A 21,096-nucleotide genomic window follows, 5' to 3' on the forward strand; every position below is an offset into this window, starting at 1 on the left:
CCGGCTGTCCCTGAGCCCGCTACCCCTGAGCCCGCTCGGCGAGCAAGGCACTGAGCGCCTTGAGGCTATCGTCGCCGAGGCTGCCGCTTGCCGCCATCAGCCTTAGCTGGGCCTGGAGGATCGCATAGCGCTGCCGGGCAAGTTGCTGCTGGGTGCGGGTCACCTGCTGCTCGGCATCCAGCACGTCGCTGCTGATCCGGGCGCCGGCCTCGAAGGCGTGCGTGGTGATCCGCAGGTTGCTCAGGCTGGAGCGCAACGCTTGCTGCAGGGCCTGGTACTGGCTGAGCCCACCGGTCAGGTTGAGATAGGCCTGGCGCGCCATGAAGTCGGCCTCGCGGCGGGCGTCTTCCAGTTCGTCCTCGGCGGCGCCCTGCAAGGCGCGGGCTTCGCGGGTGCGGCTGCTGGTACCGCCACCGGCGTACAGCGGCATGCTCAGCTGCACGCCGACCACGGTCTGGGTGTATTTCTCTTCCGGCACGGTCACGTCGTAGAGACTGCCGCCCACCGAGGCAAAACGGCCATGCGCGGCCACCAGGTCGAGCGTCGGCAGGTGGCCGGCCTGCTGTTTTTCCACCTCCTGCCCGGCGATCAGCCGTCGCACTTCGGCTGCCTGTACCTTGAGGTTGTGCTGGCGAGCCTGGTCCGTCCAGGCGTCCAGCCTGGCCGGTTGCGGGCCACTGAATACAACTTGCTGATCGAGCCTGGCCAGTTCGCCCGGCATGCTGCCGGTCAGCCGGGCCAGCGCCTGCTGACCGAGGCGCAGCGCGTTGCTGGCGGCGATCTGTTCGGCGTGCGCCAGGTCGTGGCGGGCCTGAATGCGCTGCACCTCGTTTTCGGTGCCAGAGCCCTCGTGTCTGAACCGCTGCGCCTTGTCCAGCTGCTGGCCCAGGGTCCGCACCTGCTGATCGAGGGTGTGCAGGTGGTCCTCGGCGAGCAGCAGCTCGAAGTAGGCATCGGCCACCCGCAGGATCAGGTCCTGGCGTGCGGCCAGCAGGTCGATCTCGCCGGCGGTACCAAGTGCCTTGCCCTGGGCATGGCCGATGACGTTCTGCCAGCGCAGCAGGGGCTGGATCAGGACCAGCGCGTACGCATTGGAGTTGTCGCGGTTGCGCCGTGCCGCGCCGCTGTGCTCGCGGTCGACCCAGGCCGCGCCGCTTTCCAGCGACAGGTGCGGCAGCAACGTGGCCAGGCCCTGGGGGGGCTTTTCCGCGGCCGCCAGCTGACGCTGCTGAGCGGCGGCATAGGCCATGTCATGGTCGAGTGCCTGCTGGTAGGCCTGGTACAGGTCACTGGCCTGGGCCGCCGGGGCACAGAGCAGGGCCAGCGCCAGCAGGGCTAGGCGGATCGGGGTGCATTGTCCGAACACGTCGCGGACTCCTTTGCAAGTTGGTCCTTGGGTTTGCGGGGGTTGCGCATCATCAGCACCATCGGCACGCCGACCAGCATCACGGCGCCGAGCAGCCCGAAAAGCATGCTGAAGCCGAGCATCTGCGCCTGCTCGCGCGCCTGAAGGTAGGCCAGCAGCGCGTTGGCCTGGTCAGCGCCGAGCAGGTCGGTGGACAGCCGCCTGGGGTCGAGGCTGGCCAGGTCCCAGCCGCTGGCGACCAGCTGGTTTTCGTCGACGTGCTCGGACAGTTGCCGGTAGCGTGACCAGGAAAACCGCGTCAGCAGCGTGGCGGCGATGGCGATGCCGACGCTGCCACCCAGCTGGCGCATCAGATTGAGCACGCCGGAGCCGACCGAAATCAGCTGCGCTGGCAACTGGCGCATGGCCAGGTTGGTCAGCGGTACGAAGATCATTCCCAGGCCGAAGCCACGAATGATCAGCGGCCAGTACAGGGTGTCGGGGTTGCTCTGCAGGGTGAACTGGGTATGCAGGTACATGGCATAGCCGTAGATCAGGATGCCGACGCAGATGAACCAGCGTTCATCGATCCGGTTTTCCTGCGACAGCTTGCCGATCACCAGGGTGCTGACCGCGCTGGCCAGCGCGCCGGGGAAAATCACCAGGCCACTCTGGTACGCGCTTTGTTCGAGCAGTGTCTGCAGCAGCAGCGGCACCATGAACAACGTGCTGTACAAGCCGAAACCGACGCAGAACGCACAGACCGAGCCCAGCAGGAACTCGCGGTTGCCGAACAGCGCCAGGTTGACGATCGGGTTGGCCACCCGCCGTTCCCAATAGCAGAAGCCCAGCAGCCCGAGCACCGCCAGGGCCAGGCACAGCACGCTCAGGTCCGATTCCAGCCAGTCCCAGTGCTCACCGCGCTCGAGCAGGATCTGCAAGCTGCCGACACCGACCGCCAGCAGCACGAAGCCCAGGTAGTCGATGCTTCGCGGGCGCCGTTCGTTGGGCGAGTCCTCCACGCACAGCCAGGCGAGAAGGATGGCCAGCGCGCCGATCGGCAAGTTGATCAGGAAGATCCAGTGCCAGGAAAACTCATCGATCAGGTAGCCGCCCACCGATGGGCCGAGGGTCGGCCCCATCATCACCCCGACGCCATACAAGGCAAGGCCCGAACTGACCTTTTCCTTGGGGAACACGTCGTAGATGATCGCCTGGGAGATGCCCAGCAGGCCGCCGCCGGCCAACCCTTGCACCACCCGGCAGAACACCATCTGCCACAGTTCCTGCGACAGCGCGCAGCCCAGCGAGGCGAGCACGAACAGGCCCGAGGACACCAGGTAATAGGTACGTCGGCCAAACCAGGCCGACAACCAGCCGCTGGCCGGCAAGATCACCACGTTGGCGACGATGTAGCCGGTCGATATCCAGGAGATCTCGTCTATCGATGCCCCGAAGCTGCCCATCAGCCCCGGGATGGCCACGTTGACGATGGTCACGTCGAGCAGTTCCATCATCGAGATCAGCGTGACCGTCACGGCCACCAGCCAGGGCGACTTCACAGCGGCTGGCCGTTGTCGCGGGTATCGACCTCGACGAACACGCTCATGCCCTGGCTGAGCGCCTGCTGGATCGACGCGGGCAGTTGCCTGAACTCGATCCGCGCCTGGATGCGCTGCACCACCTTGGTGAAGTTGCCGGTGGCGTTTTCCTGCGGCAGCAGCGAGAAGCGCGCGCCTGTGGCGGGCACCAGGCTATGCACCACACCCTCGAAATGCTCCCCGGGGAAGGCATCGACACTGATGCGTGCCGGCTGGCCGACGCGGACCCGGCCGATCTGGGTTTCCTTGAAGTTGGCCACCACCCACAGGTGCTCGGTGCTGACCAGGCTCAGCAGTTTCTGCCCGGCGACCACGAATTGTCCGGGCTGCACGTCCTTGTGGGCGATGACCCCGTCCTGCGGCGCGGTCTGCCGGGTGTCCTGCAGCTGGATGCGCGCCAGGCCCAGCGCCGACTCCGCCGCCTTGATCCGGTACTCCTCCACCTTCAAGGCCGCCTCGTTGGCCAGGGTGCCTTCACGGGCGGCGGTGGAGTTGTCACGCGCCGCCTGCAGCTCGTGGCTCAGGGCGTTGAAGCGGGCGCGCGCGGCTTCCAGGTCCTGGGTGCTGAGCACCCCTTGCGCGGCCAGGCGTTGCGCGCGCCGGTAGTCGCTGCCAGCCTGCTCGACATTGGCCACCAGCCGGCCGATGGTGGCCTTGGCCGCCTGGTTGCGCGCGGCCGCGCTGCGTACCTGGCTGTCCATCAGCCCAGGCATGCCGCCCTGGCCTGTGGCGACCAGGGTGCCCTGGTAATCGGCTTCGGCTTGCTCGACGCGCTGATGGTATTCATCCTCGCGAACCTGGAACAGCAGGTCGCCTTTGCCGACCCGGGCGTTTTCCAGCACCGGCACCTGGACCACCACCCCGCTCAGCCTGGCGCGGATCGGGATGATCACGCCTTCCACCTCGGCGTTGTCGGTGCTGACATACTGTTTCGCGTATTGCCAGCGCTGCAAGGCAAGCACCGCCAGGCCTGCGATCACCACTGCCGATACCGCCCACTTGGCGTACTTGCCTTTCAACATGTCACGCTCTCTCTCGTCCGTGTTGTAGGGAGGGCAACGGCCCCTGCCCACGCTGCTCGCGGGCAGGGGCCAAGGCTCAGCTGGCCGCCGCGATGGGCGATGGGCGGGTGGCGCTGGCGCTGCGCTGCTCCAGTTGCTCGAGCACGCCGTCCCACAGCACGGTTCGCGCGACCAGGGCATCGCGCGCACTGTTGGCCAGCGCCTGCTGCTGCGCGGGCTCGCTGACGATCTCGGCGATGATGCGCTTGGCCGCCGGGCCGTGGTCGTCACCGTCCATCTCGATGTGGCGCTTGAGGTAGTAGGTCAGCATCGGCACGCTGTCTTCGTCGATGGCCCAGCGCTGCAGCAGCCCACCGAACATGTCGGGGATGATGTCTTCGCGGCCGAAGAAGAAGTACGCCAGCACCTGCACGGTCGAGCCATGCAGGGCCACATCCAGCGTCTTGCTGACGAACAGCTTGGCCGGCAGCGGCATCTCGACGTTGGTCAGTGCCTGCGCCAGCGGCACGCCTGCCTGCAACAGCGCCTGGAACTGGCGGAACGGGCCCGTGTCGGCGCCGATCTCGTCCATCGCTTCCAGGTACAGCTCCATGTGGCTGATGAAACCACCACCGGGGCGCTCGTCGGTTTCCTCACCGGTGACGATCTCGTTGATCAGCCTGGCGGCGACGATGTGCCGTGGCGGCAGCCAGGGCAGGCTGACGCATGTCAGGTCGCGCTGGATGCGCTTGAGCAGGGTCATGAAGTCCCATACGGCGAAGACGTGGTTCTCCATCAGCAGGCGAACGTCCTCCAGCGAACTGATCCTGGCGAACAGCGGATGTTCCAGCAGGGTGCGGCGTTCAGCCTCGATCAGGTCATCAATTTCAAAAGACATACTCGGCTCCATGAGTGTGTGGGTAGAGCGCCGGGGCGCGGGTTATTGTCCGGAGGGGGTGTGCGTGGGCGTTGCCTGCAAGGCACCGGCATAGGGAAAGCGCGCGGTGCAGTAGCGCAAGGCGCCGAAGAACCTGGGTTCGAGCAGCGCATGGCGGTCCTGGTACCAGCCACTGGCGAGCAGCTGGCGGTGCAGGCGGGGCAGGCGCCAGCACGGCACCCGGGGATACAGGTGGTGCTCGAGGTGGTAGTTCGAGCCCAGGTGCAACAGGGTGCTCAGGCAGGCCGTGCGTGAGCGGGCCACCGGGTGTTCGACGCTGGTGTCGAAGGCATGCTCCTGATAGGCGTTCAGCGCCGAGATCAGCAACGCCAGCAACAGGCAGCCGGCCACGGCGGGCAGCACCATCGGCCACTGGCTGGCCAGCAACAGCCATAGCGCCGGCCAGAGCAGCTGGCAGGCCAGGTTGACCCTGGCCAGCAGGCGGATCTGGCCATCCGGCAGCGGCAGCGCGCCTGCGACATGGGCACCGGGCAGGGCCAGGCGCACCGTCTGCACCAGGTAGCTGCCGGTGGCATGCAGCCGTGACACCAGCAGCCGGGTAACCGCCAGGCGATAGCGGCGCAGCAGACGCCAGTCCGGGTCTTGCGGGCCACCGTTGTAGCGGTGGTGCTGCCAGTGGTCGACGAAGTAGCCGGTGACGCAGAAGCCGCACAGCATCGAGCTCAGCAACACCGCCAGCAGGCAGCTGAGCAGGCGATTGCCGCTGAGGTTGAAGTGGAAACCCTCGTGGCCCAGGATGCCCTGCAGGAACAGGCCGTAGCCTGCCGGCAACAACAGCGGCAGGGCCAGCCACCCGGCTGCCGGTGCTTGCCCGGCCACGGCCACGAACAGTGCCAGCGGCGCGCCGAACAGCAACAGTGCGTAGCCGGTCACCAGCGCTGTTTCCAGCGCTGACGGCGCCAGCAGGCGTCGGTCCGGGCGCAGCGTGGGCTTGTCCAGCAGCAGTGGCTTCATCGCGCCGGCCTCACTCGATCAGTTCTGGCTTGAGCGCCAGCTGGCCGGCCTTGCTCAGGCTGCGCAGGCGCAGGCCGATGAAGGCGTCGACCACGCTGGGCATCCAGCGCGCGGTGTACATCGTCAGGCTGCCCATGAAGGTCAGGCCGCGGTTGCGCAGGCCGCGCTTGCAGCAGGCGCGCAGCAGGCCATTGCTGGCGTCGTCGAGGGTTTCCTCCAGCGACAGCAGCACCCGCTCACCGCGTTTGAAACTGACCAGGCGCTTCACCGACAGGCCGACCCGTTCGGCGGGGTCGTGGATCGCCGTCGCGATGAAACCGGGGAACACCGTGACGATATCCAGCTGCCCCGCGTACTGCATGCGCAGCACGTCCGAATAGGCGCTCATGGCGCGTTTGCTGGCCGCGTAGGCGGGCACGTAGGGCGCGTTCACCAGGGCGAACAGCGAGGACACGTTCACCACCTTCCCGCGTTTGCGCAGCAACGCTGGCAGAAAACGCGCGGTCAGCTGCCAGGGCGCCAGCAGGTTGACCTCCATGGCGCGCCGTACCTCATCGTTGACGCCCGTCTCGCCACGCTCCAGGGTCAGGACCCCGGCATTGTTGACCAGGATGTCGATGTCACCGAAACGCGCCTGGATCGAACCGGCGGCTTCCTCCATGCGCGCCTGGTCACACAGGTCGAGCAGGTAGTACGCATCGAAGTTCAGGCCCGTTTGCGGCTCGAGCCGGTCGATGCCGATCACGGTCGCGCCCTCGCGCTTGAGCTTGCGTGCCGTTTCCAGGCCGAGGCCGCGCGCCGCGCCGGTGATGACGACGATCTTGTTGAGCAGTTTCAAGGGTTGACTCCATTGGCGATGCTGAAGGATGCGCTGTGCAGGTAGCTGTCGAGGTTCGCCGACATGCTGTAGCGGCCGGGCGGATGAAATTGCAGGCCACGGGTGCTGGCCAGCCAGTCGCTGCCCAGGCTTGAGCGGATGAAGGCCAGGCCGCCGAGCATCTGGTGGGCCAGGTCCGAGGCGCTTGCCAGCTGTTGTTCGATGCCGTAGCGGGCCAGCAACAGGCGCGCCAGCAGGTCGTCGGCATCGGCCTCGAGGTGCTCCACCTCCTGCGCCAGGCCTTCGAGCGCGCTCAGGCACAACTGCAGCGGGCAGGCCAGCTGCACACGTTGCTGATCGCTCCAGCGGCGCTCGCTGATCACCGTTTCCGCCAGGCCCAGGCAGGCGCCCAGGTAGGTGGCGCTGATCAGCAGTTCGAACCAGATGAAACCGATGGTCTGCACATCGCCCAGCTGCGACTTGAGCCCCGCCGAGAACACCATCTTGTCGCTGACGTAGACGTCTTCAAGGCGCACTTCCAGGCTCTGCGCCCCGGCCAGCGAGCGGTTGGCCCAGAACGGGTGCTGGCTGATGCCCGGCGCGCTGGCGGGAATCAGCGCGATCATCAGCTCTTCGCCCTGATCGCCCGTGTGGCTGTAACTGGCGGTCAGCAGGTCCATCGAACTTGCCAGGCAGCAGGGTTGCTTGCTGCCGCTCAGGCGCACGCCGTCGGCGAGCTGCACGGCCTCCATCCCCGCGTCGAGGATGCCGCCGCCCGGTACGCCCTCGGCGAACCCCGAGGCCACCAGCAAGCGCTGCCTGGCGATGGCCGACAGCAGCAGGCCTTCGGCACCGGCCCCCTTGTCGGCGACCGCCACAAGGCTTGCCACGGAAAACTGATGCATGGTGCTGGCGACCGCCAGCGAAGGTGACAACGCACCGATGGCGATCTGCACGCGGACCGCCTCGAGCGCGCTGGCACCCAGGCCACCGCCGGCCTTGGGCACGAGCAAGGCGACCGGGCCGCTCTGCTTGAACCAGTCCACCACGGGGCTGCCCTGCGCTTCACGCTGGTCGAAAGGCAGCTCTGCCAGCAGGCTGGCGAAACCGGGCGCGAAGTGTTCCAGGGTCTGCCTGGAGCGCTGGAGCAATGACAGGGTCATTCCATCAATCCTTGATATGACTGTTCGGGAACAGGCCATTGATGATGGCGCTGATGTTGTCGCGGATCGCCTCGCGTGCCACGGGATCGAGCATGTCGGCGAGCATTGGCAGGCCCAGGTCGAAGCAGGAGTGGAAGGCGATGCTGGCGCCTTCGGGCGCTTCGCTGACTTGCCAGTAGCCGGAAAAATGCTCGATGTCACCGGCGGTCTGGCGAAAGTGGATGTGCAGGTTGGCGGGGTCGAAGACGTCCCGTTCCTGCCACTTGAGAATGCCGCTGTGGAAGTTCACCTCCCAGTTGCTCAGCACGACGTTTTCATCGACCGATTCGATGTCGATGTGGCGGACCGACTCGCACAGTCGCGGGTAGGCGCTGAAATCGCTGATGGCGGCGTAGACCTGTGCGGCGCTCTGGCTTGGCACGTAGGCGTTCAAGCTGACTTCTTTCATTTCGATGTCCTATTCGAAGGTGCTGGCAAGGGCGCGGGCAACGCCGCCGAGCAGCCAGTCGATGTCGCTGTCGCTGTACAGCGCTGGCGGGGTCAGGCGGATTACCCGGTGATCGTTGAGCGAGTGATTGACCACGATGCGCTGGTCGATGAGGTGCATGACCATGTTCGCTGCCAGGCCCGCGTCGGCGAACTCGAGGCCGAGCAGCAGCCCGGCGCAGCGCAGTTGCACCTGGGTGCCGCGGGGGTGCTGCCGCAGCACGTCCTGCAAGCCTTGTTGCAGGCGTTGGCCGAGTGTCTCGGCGCGCTCCACCAGGTGTTCGCGCTGCATGACTTCCAGGGTTGCCATCACCGCAGCCATGGCCAGCGGGTTGGCGCCGAAGGTCGAGGTGTGCATCAACGGGTGGCGGTTGAGCGGGGCCTGCATCTGCGGTGTGCAGACCATCGCGCTGACCGGGACGCAGCCGCCGGACAGGCTCTTGCCGGCCAGCAGGATGTCGGGGGTCACGGCATGGTGGTCGCAGGCCCACCAGCGGCCGGTACGGCCCATGCCGGACTGGATTTCATCGGCGATCAGCACCGCGTTGTACTGGTCGCACAGGCCGCGCACCTGGCGCAGGTAATCGGCCGGGGGCACGATCACGCCGGCCTCGGCCTGTATCGGTTCGAGGATCACGCAGGCCCGTTCGGACAGCGATTCGAGTTGCAGCCGCAGGGCGTCGATATCGCCGAAGGGCACGAAATGGCTATGGCCAAGGCGGTCGGCGAAAGGCGAGCGGTACAGCTCCCTGCCGGTCACGGCCAGCGCGCCCAGGCTTTTGCCGTGATAGCCACCGGCGGTCGAGATGACCTGCTGGCAGCCATTCAGCCAGGCCAGCTTCAGCGCCGCCTCGGTGGCTTCGGTGCCCGAGTTGCAGAAGAACACATACTGCAGCTCGCCAGGGCAGACAGCGGCCAGGGCCGCGGCGGCCTGGGCCTGGAACGGGTTGAGCATGAGCTTGCTGGCCATCGGGTGACTGTGCAGCTGCCGGCTCACCTGCTCGACCACATGCGGGTGCGAATGGCCGAGCAGGAACACGCCGTAGCCACCGGCATCCAGGTAGCGGTTGCCGTCCATGTCGAACAGGTACACGCCAGCACCGGATACTTCGATGGGCAGATTCATCATCGAGGCCAGGCGCGCATAGCCGGCGTTGACATGGTCGCGGTACTGCTCGCGCACACGTTGCGCGTCAGTCGCGGCGGGCAAGGGGCTGAAACTGTTCATCGTCCTCAAGCCTCCACGGCCAGTTCGGCGCGACGTTCGCTGGGCGATGGCACCTTGAGCATGCGTTGCATGGCCGAAAGCTTGGGGGACAGGCGGGCGAGGGTGAGTGCCAGCTCCTGGCGGGGTGAGCGCTGGGCCAGGTACTGCGCCGGCAACAGCTCTGCCAGCGAGCTGGGCAGCGGTTGCAGGAGGCTGGCGTAGCGGCACAGCTGGGTCGCGCGGCCAAGCGCGGCACGGATGTTTTCCTCAAGCGCGGGCAGGAACACCGGCCGCACCAGGCGCTCGTAGATGTCCGGGTTCATGCAGCGCGGGCGCTGGAACGGCTCGGGCTGCTGCTGCATCTGCGTGCACATGAGGTCGAGCAGGGTGCGAATATCCAGGGCCTGCGGGCCGTTGGAAAGGAAGTAGTCGTTGCCGATCAGGCGCTGATCCAGGGCACTGACGATGCCGGCCGCGGCCACGTCCCGGGCGATGACGTCGACGCGTCCGTCCTCGGGGCAGGGAATGATCGGCAGGTAGCCCAACATCATCAGGCCCATGGTCAGGTGGAAACCCTGCAGGATGGGCATGTGGCCGGTCTGGCTGTCGCCGATGATGATCGACGGACGGAAGATCGATACCGGCACGCCCGCCTCTCGCACCAGCTGTTCGGCCTGGCGCTTGACCACCTCGTACGGGGTCGAGGGCATCACCCCGGGGTGGTAGTCGCAGGGGTGAGTGAAGGCGGTGCTGATGTGATAAAGCGGTACTTGCGCGTCGCGGACGAACTCCAGCACCTGCTCGGTGCCCTGGTAATTGACCGAGAACACCGCTTCGGCGTGGCCATCCAGGCGGGTGATGGCCGCGCAGTGGATCACCCAGTCGACGCGCCGGGCCAGCGCAAGATAGTCGCTGCTGGCGAGCCCCAGTCGAGGCTGGCAGATGTCGCCGCGAAGCGTTTCGACACCTGGGTGGCAAATGCTGCTGCGCCGGGTCAGGCAGACCAGGTGATAGCGGTCGGCCAACTGGCCGATCAAGGTATCGCCCAGTACGCCGGCGCCGCCGGTGAGGAAAACGGTCAGCCGTTTGGATCCTGACATGTGCTAGCACTCCTTGCTCGCAGGGGTTGATGAGGTGGCATGTGCCATGGGCGACCGCATGCCTGGCAGCCGCCGGGGCGCCAAGGGGCGGTAAGGATCGGAAAAAAGCCGGCCTACGCGCCTGCGGGCCGGCAACAAGGCCCGCGCCAGAAGGTGGAGATCCCGGTTGGCGCGGGCAGGGGATGATGGCGATTCAGAATTGCTGATTCTTGAACGAATCGCTCGAATTGCGCAGTACCATGGCGACACGGCTGGGGGACATGCCCACCATGCGCCGCATCATGCGGGTGAGGTGGGCCTGGTCGGCGAAACCGCCTGCCATGGCGGCGTCGCTCAGGCTCGCTGCATGGGCGAGGGCGTGGCAGGCCCGCTCGAGCTTGCGCCAGATGATCCATTGCGAGAGCGGCACGCCCATCTGGCGGGTTGCGAAATAGCGCAGGCGTGGGCTGGAAAGGCCCACGGCACTGGCTGCCCGGGAGACCGCGCCGACCCCTGCGCAGTCCTCGCGCAGCAGGTCCAGGGCATTGGACAATCGCGTGTCGAAACTGTCGGCGGTCACCAGTTTGCGTTCAAGGGAGGCCACCACTTCATGAAAGCTGCTGGCCTGACGGACGCAATCGACGATATCGGCGCTGACCGATGCCTTGCCGCGTTCATCGAGCAAGGCATTCAGGGCGCGGCCCAGGGGCGCATCGGGATAGAAGTAGAGAACCGCCACGCGCCCTGGACTGGGCAAGGAGCAGTGATCGACCGAGGGGCCGATCAGCACCCCCGCAGCCGTGAGGGCGTGGTCGGTGAATTCCACCGTGACATCGAGCTGCAGCCCGATGCACAGCTGTATGGCGACGTGGGCGTGGGCACTGGTCTGGTCGGTCTTGCCGGTATAGCCCAGCCAGTAGTCACCGAAGGTTACTGCCCCATCCCATCTCATCGCTCATCCCTGAAGCCTGTTTTAGACCGCCTGGCCGTGTCCGTGCCAGCCGTGTGTCAGGCGCAGATGATAGCGTCGTGGCATGAGCCAGGTCGACACAAATGTAATGAATAATCGTTTGCAGTAACGAGCGTGTTTCCGTCACGCCCGCGCAGTTGAACTAATCGGGCTTTTCCGGCTCTGATCCCGGTAGCCATTGGTCATGGCCGCCTGCTAAGCTCGCGGCTTTACCCTGATTGCCCTCATGGCGCATGAACAAGGAAATAGCATGAAACAGCATCGTTTGGCGGCTGCGGTTGCCCTGGTTAGCCTGGTCCTGGCGGGTTGCGATTCGCAGACCAGCAGCGTCGAGCTGAAGACTCCGGCACAGAAAGCCTCCTACGGTATCGGCCTGAACATGGGCAAGAGCCTGGCTCAGGAAGGCATGGACGACCTTGATTCGAAAGCGGTAGCGCTGGGCATCGAGGACGCCGTCGGCAAGAAAGAGCAGAAGCTCAAGGACGAAGAGCTGGTCGAAGCCTTCGCCGCGCTGCAAAAACGTGCCGAAGAGCGTCTGACCAAGCAGAGCGAGGAAGCCGCCACCGCGGGCAAGAAGTTCCTCGAGGAAAACGCCAAGAAGCCTGGCGTGGTCACCACTGCCTCCGGTCTTCAGTATGAAGTCGTGAAAAAGGCCGATGGCCCGCAGCCCAAGGCCACCGACGTGGTGACCGTTCACTACGAAGGCAAGCTGACCGATGGCAAGGTGTTCGACAGCTCCGTCGAGCGCGGCAGCCCGATCGACCTGCCGGTCAGCGGCGTCATCCCGGGCTGGGTCGAAGGCCTGCAACTGATGCACGTCGGCGAGAAGTACAAGCTGTACATCCCGGCTGAGCTGGCTTACGGCGCCCAGAGCCCGAGCCCGCTGATCCCGGCCAACTCGGTCCTGGTCTTCGACCTCGAACTGCTGGGCATCAAAGACATGAACGCCCCGCAGGGCGGCGCGCCAGACGCCGCTGCTCCGGCCCAGTCGCCTGCCGAGGCGCCTGCCCAGTAAGGCCTGCGCTGCACCTGCAACGCCCCGTCCCGACGGGGCGTTGTCGTTCATGCGGGCGGGGTTGACGCGAACGCCTGAGGCCGGGCACTGTCTCAACAGGGCGACCGTTGCCGAGGGCGTGGTTGCCGCACAGGTTGCCGCAAAACGTTTGCGCGACTGAAACAAGTGTGTAAAAAACGCCCGATCTGGGTGCGGCCCATGCTGGGCGGGCACCGCGCGCCCGTGGCTACGGCTCTGTTCACAAGGTTATCCACAATAAATGTGGATAACCTTCCTGCCATTTTGCTGTGGAGGTTCCATGAGCGCTCCCTGGAATTTTGCTCGCTTCTTGCCCTTGGCCGAGCGTCTGCTAAGCCGCGGACGACTGCCGGCACTGCTGTTCGCGGTGGCGCGCAAAGGCCCGCGCCTGGGTCAGCTGCGTGAAGATGTGCGCTTGCTGCAGTCGTTGTGCCTGGCCTGGTGGCGTGGGGAATACCGCGCGATCAGCCCCAAGGCCCTGATCACCATCGTCGCCGGGCTGCTGTACTTCGTGAGCCCTCTCGATGCGATTCCCGACTGGCTGCTGGGCGTCGGTTTTCTCGACGACATCGCGGTACTGGGCTGGGTGCTCAAGACCGTCGCCGATGAGCTGGGGCGTTTCAAGGCCTGGCGCGATCGCCAGTCGCCCGAACGCCTGCGCGTGGTGGAGCGCTTGCCAGCCACTCCCGAAGCCCTGCACCTGGAGCAGCGCAGCGAATGACATTGCCTGATCGGCACAAACTCCCGAGCTTGGTAATATAATTGGCATAAGCGTTATGCCTACGGATTACATGTCGTGATCCAGCAAAAGGGGAGTGTGATGGGTATTCAGGTCATCAGCCGGGACGGTCAGCCCGAATATGCAGTCGTCCCGTGGGAGCAGTACCAGGCGCTGCTGAAGGCGGCAGGGCAGGCACCGGCCGTTGCCGAGGTCGGCACGGGCGACACCGGGGCGGGCACCGCGGCCATCGGCCTGCCGGCGTTCAGCGAGCTGGCGAGCCTGCGCCAGGCCAAGGGACTCGCGCCCGAGCAACTGGCCCGCAGTGTCGGCATCAGCCCGGCCTATCTGGCGATGATCGAATCCGGCGAGCGCCAGCCGGACGCCGCCATCCGTCGTTGCCTCGCCTGGGAGCTGGGTACCGGCGGCTGGAGCGATCCCTCGTGAGTCAGGTCAGGATCAGCCGTGAGCACTGGCAAAACCTGCTCAACGAGCTCGACCTGGCCCGCCGCCAACGCCACCTTCTGACCTACCGCGCACTGCTCGAGCGCCTGCAGCTGCCCACCCCCGCCATGCAGACGCTCACCGCCGCGCTCGAGCACCTGGCCGCCCTTGACGCCCGCGCCGAGCAGCCACTGCGCAGCTCGCTGGTCATCAGCCAGGGTGCCAGCCGCCTGCCGCGCACCGGGTTCTTCGAGTGCGTCGAGCGCCTGGGGCGTTTCTCCGGACCGGTCGACGGCATGGCCGCCGCCTCCTGGCATGCCTCCGAAGTGGTGCGGGTGTTCGAATACAGCTATCCCGACGAAACCTGAAGCGTCAGCGCGCGCGTATCGATCAGGTGCAGGCTCGATCCTGGAATGTGCTTGGCCTGGCGCTTGGCCTGGGAGGCCAGGTCCGCCAGCTGCTCGGCATCGAGTGCCTGATCACGCTCGGCATGCAGCCGCACCACGCCAATCGACAGTGACAGCAGCGCGAAGGTCTCGCGCTGGCCCCGGCGGTCATGGGCCACGAAACATCCCGCCTGCAGATGCTCACTGCGGTAGAAGCGCTGGCATTGCCTGGCAAAGGCATCCATCAGGCGCTGCAGACGCGATTGCCAGTCGTCGCTGCCCAGCACCAGCATGAAGTCATCCCCGCCGATATGCCCCACGAAGTCGCGGCTCGGGTCGACGCTTTCGCTCAGGCAGTGGGCCAGGCATAGCAGCACTTCGTCCCCGCGGGCATAGCCGTAGAGGTCGTTGAAGGGCTTGAAGCTGTCGATGTCCACATAGCATACCGCGGCCGCACGCCGCTGTTGCAGCAGGCGGGTCAGGCATTGCTGGATCGGCACGTTGCCGGGCAACAGGGTCAGCGGGTTGGCATAGCGGGCCTGCTGGATCTTCTGCTCGGTGATCAGCTTGAGCACGTCGATGACCCGCCCCAGGCCCAGGTAGCGGCCATGCAGGGTGATGATGAAGTCCTCTTCGATGCGTTGCCTGGCGCGGCTGGTCAGCAGGCGGCTGACCTGCTGCAGTGACTGGCCGCGCTCGACGGCGAGAAAGTCCTTGCTCATCAGCCGGCTGATCGGCTTGCGCGCGAACAGGTCGGTGGCGAAGGGCTTGAGCAAGGCGTCCGAGAGCAGGTGGCGATGGACGATGCCGCACGGCTTGCCGCGCGCATCGAGCACCGCCAGCGAGTTGAGGTTGGCCTGGCGGCGAAAGGCTTCCAGCACCTGCAGGGTCGTGGTGTCGCCGGTCACGGCGGATTGCTCGATGAGCAAGGCCGAGAGGTCGCCGCTGTCCTCGCCCAGGGTGGCCGCCGTGCCAGACAGGGCCAGCGGCGGCAGGCCTTGGACCTCACGCGAGGGCACCTCCTGCGGGCGGCCCAGCAGGTAGCCCTGGACCAGGTCCACGCCCATCTCGGTCAATACCGTGAGCTCCTCGGCCAGTTCGATGCCCTCGGCGATCACCTGGGCGCGCGATGCGCGGGCGATCTGCAGGATGGAGCCGACGAACTCGCGCTTGAGGGGGTCCAGGTGAATGCCATCGATGAAGTGCCGGTCTATCTTCACGTAGTCCGGGCGCAGCTCCGACCACAGGCGCAGGCTGGAGTAGCCTGCGCCGAGGTCGTCCAGGGCGATCGAAAAGCCCATGTCGCGGTAGTGGTGCAGCGCATTGGAGAGCAGGTGCAGGTCTTCGGTGGGCGACTGTTCGGTGAGCTCGATCACCACCCGGCTGGGCGGCAGGCCGAGCGCCTGCAACAGCTTGAGGGTGCGGCCGGATTCGTACTGGGGTTCGAGCAGTGATTCGGGGGAGACGTTGAGAAACAGCTTGCCTTCCAGGCCCTGTTCGCTGAACCGCCGGCAGGCGCTCTCGCGGCACGCCACCTCGAGTTCGGTCAGGCGGCCGGCCTGGCGGGCGATGGCGAACAGGTTCAGCGGCGAGTGCAGCGGGCTGTTGGACGGACCGCGGCTAAGGGCCTCGTAGCCCAGGATACGGCGTTCGGAAAGGCAGACGATGGGCTGGAACAGGCTGTGCACGCCGCGTTGAGCCAGGATGGCGCTCAATGCGCTGAGCTGTTCGGTGACGGTCATGGACTGCGTTTCCTTGAAAAAAAGGGCCGGACACCTGAGTGTCCAGCCCCGTATTTCACGACAGTTGCGTGACCATTTGATGACGCAATGGCTCAGCTGTGCACTATTTTGCCATCAGTGCTTCGCCACCGCCGAATTCAGGCTCAGGTAGTCCAGCAGGATGCGGCCGGTCTCCGACAGGTACGCGTCATCTTCCGGCTTGGTGTCTTCATCTTCCACCGCCAGCGCGTCCTCGTCTTCCTTCTTCAGCTCCTTGAGCGGCTCCTCGCCCTTGGCCTTGCGGCGGATGTTTTCCAGCGCCAGCTGCTTGCCTTCGATCTCGTCGTGACGGGCGCGGCGCTCGGCCTCGTTGAGGCTGACGGTCTTCTCGTTCATCAGCTTCTGGGTCAGGGCCAGGCGGTCGCGGATGTACACGAACTCCGGATCCTTGTCGCTGCGCGCTTCGTGACGCGCCTTGAGCTGCGCCAGGAAAGGCTTGAACGAATCGGCCGTCGGCTTGATCGCAGGACGGATGGTGTCCCACGGCATGGCCTCGGGGAGGGCGCTCTCGCCGATTTCCTTGGTGTCGATGATCGACGGGTAGTTGATGTCCGGCAGCACGCCCTGGTGCTGGGTGCTCTGCCCGGAAACCCGGTAGAACTTGGCCAGGGTCAGCTTCAGCTCGCCATGGTTGAGCGGCTGGATGGTCTGCACGGTGCCCTTGCCGAAGGTCTGGCCACCGATGATCAGCGCGCGGTGGTAGTCCTGCATGGCACCGGCGAAGATCTCCGACGCCGAGGCCGAGAGGCGGTTGACCAGCAGCGCCATCGGGCCTTTGTAGAAGGCGCCGGTGTTCTCGTCCTCGAGCACGTCGACACGGCCGTCGCTGTTGCGCACCAGGACCGTCGGGCCCTTGTCGATGAACAGGCTGGTCAGCTCGGTGGCTTCCTGCAGGGAACCGCCGCCGTTGTTGCGCAGGTCGATGACCACGCCGTCGACCTTTTCCTTCTGCAGTTCGGTGAGCAGCTTCTTCACGTCGCGCGTGGTGCTCTTGTACTCAGGATCCCCGGCGCGGAACGCCTTGAAGTCCAGGTAGAAGGCCGGGATCTCGATGATGCCGAGCTTGTAGTCGCGGCCATCCTGCTTGAGGTTGAGCACCGATTTTTTCGCGGCCTGCTCTTCAAGCTTCACGGCCTCGCGGGTGATCGGCACGATCTTGCTGGTCTGGTCGTTCGGCGCGTTGTTGGCCGGGATGACCTCCAGGCGCACCACCGAGCCTTTCGGGCCGCGGATCAGCTTGACCACTTCATCGAGACGCCAGCCGACCACGTCGACCATTTCCTTGTCACCCTGGGCCACGCCGATGATCTTGTCGGCCGGGGCCACCTGCTTGGTCTTGGCGGCAGGGCCTGCCGGCACCAGGCGCACGATCTTGACCTGGTCGTTGTCGCTTTGCAGCACCGCGCCGATGCCTTCGAGCGACAGGCTCATGTTGATGTCGAAGTTCTCGGCGTTGTCCGGCGACAGGTAGTTGGTGTGCGGGTCGTAGGACTGGGCGAAGGTGTTGATGTAGGCCTGGAAGATGTCCTCGGCCCGGGTCTGGTCAAGGCGCGCCAGCTGGTTCTTGTAGCGCTTGGTCAGGGTTTCCTGGATCTGCTTGGGATCCTTGCCGGCGATCTTCTGGCGCAGTACTTCGTCCTTGACGCGCTTGCGCCACAGGTCGTCGAGCTCGGCCTGGTTTTTCATCCACGGGGCTTTCTCGCGGTCGACCAGCAGCTCTTCGCGCACGCCGAAGTCGATCTTGTCGACGCCCTTGTTCAGCTCCGCCAAGGCGAAGTCCAGGCGCGACTTGACGCGGTTCAGATAGCGTTTGTAGATGGTGAAGCCGGGGTCCAGGTTGCCGCTTTTGAGGAAGTCGTCGAACTGCGTCTTCCACTTGTCGAATTCAGCGATGTCGCTGGCGGTGAAGTAGCTGCGCGAGGGGTCGAGCAGCTTGAGGTAGCTGTCATAGATGATGACCGAGCGTGCGTCGTCCAGGGGCGGCTTGCTGTAGTGGTGGCGCTTGAGCAGCTCGACCACGTTGAGGCTGGCGACGATTTCATCGCGGTCGGGCTGAAGGCCGTCCCACTTGTTGGCGGCCGATGCGTAGCCGCTAAGCGACAGGCTGCCGAGGCCTAGCATCAGGGCGAGGGCGGTGCCGGGCAGGAATTTCTTCATGCTGATTCGACGTAGGGGCAATTGTTCACGCATAGTAGGCCGTCTTATCCATTCGCCGGTTCCATGGAGCCGGACGCATACTGCAAAAAGCCTGGGGCAAGCGTTCCCCAGGCTCAGTCATGACTCAACTATGGAGGCACTGTGAAGGCATTGCAAGGCGTGGACGGACATGTGGCGTGGGTCGAAGCCGAGCGCCCGACCTGTGACGCGGGGCAGGTGCGCATTCGCGTGGCCGCCGCCGGCCTGAACCGGGCCGACCTGTTGCAGCGCGCGGGTCTGTACCCGCCGCCGCCTGGCGCCAGCCCGTACATGGGGCTCGAGTGCGCGGGCGTCATCAGCGAAGTCGGCCCGGGTGCCGACTGGCGCGTGGGGGACCGGGTGTGCGCGCTGCTCGCGGGCGGCGGCATGGCCGAGGAAGCGGTGGTCGATGCGCGGCATGTGCTGCCGGTACCCGAGGGCCTGAGCCTGCATGAGGCCGCGGCGATCCCCGAGGTCTATGCCACGGCGTGGCTGAACATCTTCCAGCTGGGCGGCCTCAAGGCGGGCGAGAAGGTGCTGGTGCACGCGGGGGCCAGCGGCGTGGGGTCGGCGGCGATCCAGCTGTGCAAGGCCTTCGGCAACCCGATCTGGGTCAGTGTCGGCTCGCCCGAGCGGCTGGCCTACTGCGAAAGCCTCGGTGCCGCGGGCGGCGTGGTGCGCAGCGAGAACCTCGAGGCGCTCGAAGGCTTTGGGCCGTTCGATGTGATCCTTGATCCGGTGGGTGCCAGCTATGGCCCGCTGAACCTCAAGCTGCTGGCCCGTGATGGCCGCTGGGTGATCATTGGCCTGATGGGCGGGCGCACCGCCGAGCTGGACCTGTCGTTGATGCTCGGCAAGCGCTTGCAGGTAACAGGGTCGACCTTGCGTAACCGCGATGACGGGTTCAAAGCAGAGTTGCTGAGCGAGCTGGGGCGTGAGGTGTGGCCGCTGTTCGAGCAAGGACGGTTGAAGCCGCAACTGGTTGGCACGTATCCGGTGGCCGAGGCTGAGAAGGCCTATGAAGAGCTGGCGGGGAACCAGGTGTCCGGGAAGCTGGTTCTGGTGATTGACGACAGCTTGGTGTAACGCCCATCCGGGTTGCGCAGTGGCCGCTTGTGGAGGAACTGCCTGCGTCCCCTGCCTGCATCGCACAATCTTCTGATCCTGCGCCCCGGTGAGGGCTCCGCCCTCATTTCGCGCGGTCCGGCGTTCCGGCACAAGGTACGCTCCCACAGGGTCCGGCGCTGCCGGACCGGGGGCTGGGTTTGCCTAGGGGCGCGCAGCGCCCCCAAAACCGGCCACTGTGACGTTCAGGACCAATCCAGAATCGGCCACCCATTCTTCTCGGCATGCTCGCGCAATACCGGATCCGGATTCACCACCTTCGCGTGATCCACCTTCACCAGCAACGGCAGATCATTGCGGGAATCCGAATAAAAGCTGGCACCTTCCAGATTCTCCTGTTCCTGATCCAGCCACTCCAGCAACCGGTCCACCTTGCCTTCGCGGTACGTCAGAACTCCATGGGTCTGCCCCGTGTACACGCCGTTCACCGCCTCCAGCTCGATCGCCAGATACTCCTCCACCCCCAGCCGCGCCGCGATCGGTCCCACAAGGTGCGTGCCCGACGCCGAGATGATCAGCACGCGGTCGCCGCGCTTGCGGTGCTCGGCAATGCACCGGCACGCATCGCCGAAGATGATCGGCTCGATCACGTCCTCGACCCATGGCTCGACAAGGTGCTCGATCTCCTCGAGCGTGCGCCCGGCAATCGGCTCCAGGCTGAAGGCCATGTAGTCCTCCATGGCCAGGTGGCCCTTGCCATAGGCATCCATCATCTCGCGGTCGCGGCGCAGGAATGACTCGCCATCGACCCAGCCCAGCCGGGCCATCTGCTCACTCCACAGCGACGCGCAGTCACCGTGGATCAGGGTTTCGTCCAGATCGAAAATCGCCAAGGCCATTGCTGTAGTTCTCCCGTGGGCCCGTCAGGCCACTTCACGTAATGCGGTAGGGTCGATGCTCAAGGATACCCGCTGCCCGTCCGGGTGGAGGTCGGCCGATGACCGGTTGAGCACATCGACCACCAGTTCGACCCCATGGGCCTCGACCCGGTAGCGGATCACGTTACCCAGCAGGCTGTGACTGCGCACCTGGCCGTCGAGTTCGCCGTCCAGCCCCAGTGTGATCGATTCCGGACGGATCGCCAGGCGGCTGGTCACCGGGCGCTGCAGCAGGCGGCTGGCGCTGTCGGCGTCGAGCAGGTTGTAGTTGCCGATGAAGCCTGCGGCAAACAGGTCCACGGGCGCGGTGTAGAGCGTCTCGGCATCGCCGCTCTGGACGATGCGCCCCTGGTTCATCAGGAAGATGCGGTCCGACATCGTCAGCGCCTCTTCCTGGTCGTGGGTGACAAAGATGGTGGTCAGCCCCAGCTCGCGCTGGATCTCGCGGATCTGCTCGCGCAGGTGCTTGCGGATGCGTGCGTCCAGGGCCGACAGCGGCTCGTCGAGCAGCAACAGGCGCGGGCGGGTCACTAGCGAGCGGGCCAGGGCCACGCGCTGGCACTGGCCGCCCGAGAGCTGGTGCGGGTAGCGCGCGGCGAACTCGGTGAGCTCGACCAGCTGCAGCACCTCGCGCACCCGCGCCTGGCTCTGCTCGGCCTTGACCTTCTGCATGCGCAGGCCGAAGGCGACGTTCTGCTCCACGGTCATGTTGGGAAACAGCGCGTAGCTCTGGAACACCATGCCGATCCCGCGTTTCTGCGGGCTCAGCGGAACCAGGTCCTGCCCGTCGAGGAGAATGCTGCCGCTGTCGACCGGGGTGAGGCCGGCGATGCAGCGCAGCAGGGTCGACTTGCCGCAGCCAGACGGCCCGAGCAGGGTGACGAACTCGCCACGTTCGATCTGGCAATCGATGTCATTGAACACCGGGCTGCCGGCGTAGCTTTTCTGCAGCTTCTGCACGCTGACAAAGCTCAT

At 65.8% G+C, this 21,096-nt stretch carries 20 protein-coding genes; 5 read left to right on the forward strand and 15 right to left on the reverse strand.

Annotated features, from left to right (window positions below; translation table 11 throughout):
- Positions 1 to 19: 19 nt before the first annotated feature.
- The 11 genes from VJS90_RS12490 to VJS90_RS12540 all read right to left on the reverse strand — a co-directional run bounded on the left by VJS90_RS12490 (position 20) and on the right by VJS90_RS12540 (position 11,563).
- The gene (locus VJS90_RS12490; RefSeq protein WP_324121962.1) at positions 20 to 1,366 is read right to left on the reverse strand and encodes a TolC family outer membrane protein; all 1,347 of its coding nucleotides are present in this window, start codon (positions 1,364 to 1,366) and stop codon (positions 20 to 22) included.
- Positions 1,336 to 2,907, reverse strand: coding sequence for a DHA2 family efflux MFS transporter permease subunit (locus VJS90_RS12495; RefSeq protein WP_324121963.1), 1,572 nt, complete (start codon positions 2,905 to 2,907; stop codon positions 1,336 to 1,338). The genes VJS90_RS12490 and VJS90_RS12495 overlap by 31 nt, the downstream gene beginning before the upstream one ends.
- Positions 2,904 to 3,968, reverse strand: coding sequence for an HlyD family secretion protein (locus VJS90_RS12500; protein ID WP_324121964.1), 1,065 nt, complete (start codon positions 3,966 to 3,968; stop codon positions 2,904 to 2,906). Before VJS90_RS12500 ends, VJS90_RS12495 begins: the two co-directional genes overlap by 4 nt.
- Before the next feature lie 76 nt (positions 3,969 to 4,044).
- Positions 4,045 to 4,845, reverse strand: coding sequence for a DUF3050 domain-containing protein (locus VJS90_RS12505; protein WP_324121965.1), 801 nt, complete (start codon positions 4,843 to 4,845; stop codon positions 4,045 to 4,047).
- A gap of 42 nt (positions 4,846 to 4,887) precedes the next feature.
- Positions 4,888 to 5,859 carry a fatty acid desaturase gene (locus VJS90_RS12510; RefSeq protein ID WP_324121966.1) on the reverse strand — a complete coding sequence of 324 codons (972 nt, stop codon included), beginning with the start codon at positions 5,857 to 5,859 and terminating at the stop codon, positions 4,888 to 4,890.
- Positions 5,860 to 5,869: 10 nt separating this feature from the next.
- Entirely contained in the window at positions 5,870 to 6,697 is an 828-nt protein-coding gene (locus tag VJS90_RS12515; RefSeq protein ID WP_324121967.1) for an SDR family NAD(P)-dependent oxidoreductase, read from the reverse strand.
- Complete coding sequence (locus VJS90_RS12520) at positions 6,694 to 7,839, reverse strand: acyl-CoA dehydrogenase (protein WP_324121968.1); 1,146 nt, start codon at positions 7,837 to 7,839, stop codon at positions 6,694 to 6,696. The genes VJS90_RS12515 and VJS90_RS12520 overlap by 4 nt, the downstream gene beginning before the upstream one ends.
- 4 nt (positions 7,840 to 7,843) lie before the next feature.
- Complete coding sequence (locus VJS90_RS12525; RefSeq protein WP_324121969.1) at positions 7,844 to 8,287, reverse strand: type II toxin-antitoxin system RatA family toxin; 444 nt, start codon at positions 8,285 to 8,287, stop codon at positions 7,844 to 7,846.
- 9 nt (positions 8,288 to 8,296) lie between these two features.
- A complete protein-coding gene (locus tag VJS90_RS12530) occupies positions 8,297 to 9,553 on the reverse strand; it encodes an aspartate aminotransferase family protein (RefSeq protein WP_324121970.1) in 1,257 nt (418 codons plus the stop codon).
- A gap of 5 nt (positions 9,554 to 9,558) precedes the next feature.
- Positions 9,559 to 10,632, reverse strand: coding sequence for an SDR family oxidoreductase (locus tag VJS90_RS12535; RefSeq protein WP_324121971.1), 1,074 nt, complete (start codon positions 10,630 to 10,632; stop codon positions 9,559 to 9,561).
- 193 nt (positions 10,633 to 10,825) lie between these two features.
- On the reverse strand, positions 10,826 to 11,563 hold the full coding sequence (locus tag VJS90_RS12540) for an AraC family transcriptional regulator (RefSeq protein ID WP_324121972.1): 738 nt from the start codon (positions 11,561 to 11,563) through the stop codon (positions 10,826 to 10,828).
- A 268-nt stretch (positions 11,564 to 11,831) separates the two neighbouring features.
- Between VJS90_RS12540 and VJS90_RS12545 the strand changes: the two genes are divergently transcribed.
- The 4 genes from VJS90_RS12545 (at position 11,832) to VJS90_RS12560 (ending at position 14,144) form a co-directional block, all read left to right on the forward strand.
- Entirely contained in the window at positions 11,832 to 12,596 is a 765-nt protein-coding gene (locus VJS90_RS12545; protein WP_324121973.1) for an FKBP-type peptidyl-prolyl cis-trans isomerase, read from the forward strand.
- 298 nt (positions 12,597 to 12,894) lie between these two features.
- Entirely contained in the window at positions 12,895 to 13,335 is a 441-nt protein-coding gene (locus tag VJS90_RS12550) for a YkvA family protein (RefSeq protein WP_324121974.1), read from the forward strand.
- A 99-nt stretch (positions 13,336 to 13,434) separates the two neighbouring features.
- Positions 13,435 to 13,779, forward strand: a complete 345-nt coding sequence (locus VJS90_RS12555; RefSeq protein ID WP_324121975.1) for a helix-turn-helix transcriptional regulator — start codon at positions 13,435 to 13,437, stop codon at positions 13,777 to 13,779.
- Entirely contained in the window at positions 13,776 to 14,144 is a 369-nt protein-coding gene (locus VJS90_RS12560) for a hypothetical protein (RefSeq protein ID WP_324121976.1), read from the forward strand. Before VJS90_RS12555 ends, VJS90_RS12560 begins: the two co-directional genes overlap by 4 nt.
- Here the strand turns inward: VJS90_RS12560 and VJS90_RS12565 are convergent.
- Positions 14,126 to 15,904, reverse strand: a complete 1,779-nt coding sequence (locus VJS90_RS12565) for a bifunctional diguanylate cyclase/phosphodiesterase (RefSeq protein ID WP_324121977.1) — start codon at positions 15,902 to 15,904, stop codon at positions 14,126 to 14,128. The two genes, VJS90_RS12560 and VJS90_RS12565, sit on opposite strands and share 19 nt — an antisense overlap.
- 114 nt (positions 15,905 to 16,018) lie before the next feature.
- On the reverse strand, positions 16,019 to 18,100 hold the full coding sequence (locus tag VJS90_RS12570) for a carboxy terminal-processing peptidase (RefSeq protein ID WP_324121978.1): 2,082 nt from the start codon (positions 18,098 to 18,100) through the stop codon (positions 16,019 to 16,021).
- Positions 18,101 to 18,241: 141 nt separating this feature from the next.
- Between VJS90_RS12570 and VJS90_RS12575 the strand changes: the two genes are divergently transcribed.
- Entirely contained in the window at positions 18,242 to 19,204 is a 963-nt protein-coding gene (locus VJS90_RS12575; protein WP_324121979.1) for an NAD(P)H-quinone oxidoreductase, read from the forward strand.
- A gap of 224 nt (positions 19,205 to 19,428) precedes the next feature.
- Here the strand turns inward: VJS90_RS12575 and VJS90_RS12580 are convergent, their stop codons facing one another.
- Positions 19,429 to 20,082, reverse strand: a complete 654-nt coding sequence (locus VJS90_RS12580) for an HAD family hydrolase (protein WP_324121980.1) — start codon at positions 20,080 to 20,082, stop codon at positions 19,429 to 19,431.
- Between the two features lie 24 nt (positions 20,083 to 20,106).
- Positions 20,107 to 21,096 (reverse strand): ABC transporter ATP-binding protein, encoded by a 990-nt coding sequence (locus tag VJS90_RS12585; RefSeq protein ID WP_324121981.1) that lies wholly within the window; start codon positions 21,094 to 21,096, stop codon positions 20,107 to 20,109.

The sequence above is a fragment of the Pseudomonas sp. genome, from assembly GCF_035277045.1.
Taxonomy (GTDB): domain Bacteria; phylum Pseudomonadota; class Gammaproteobacteria; order Pseudomonadales; family Pseudomonadaceae; genus Aquipseudomonas.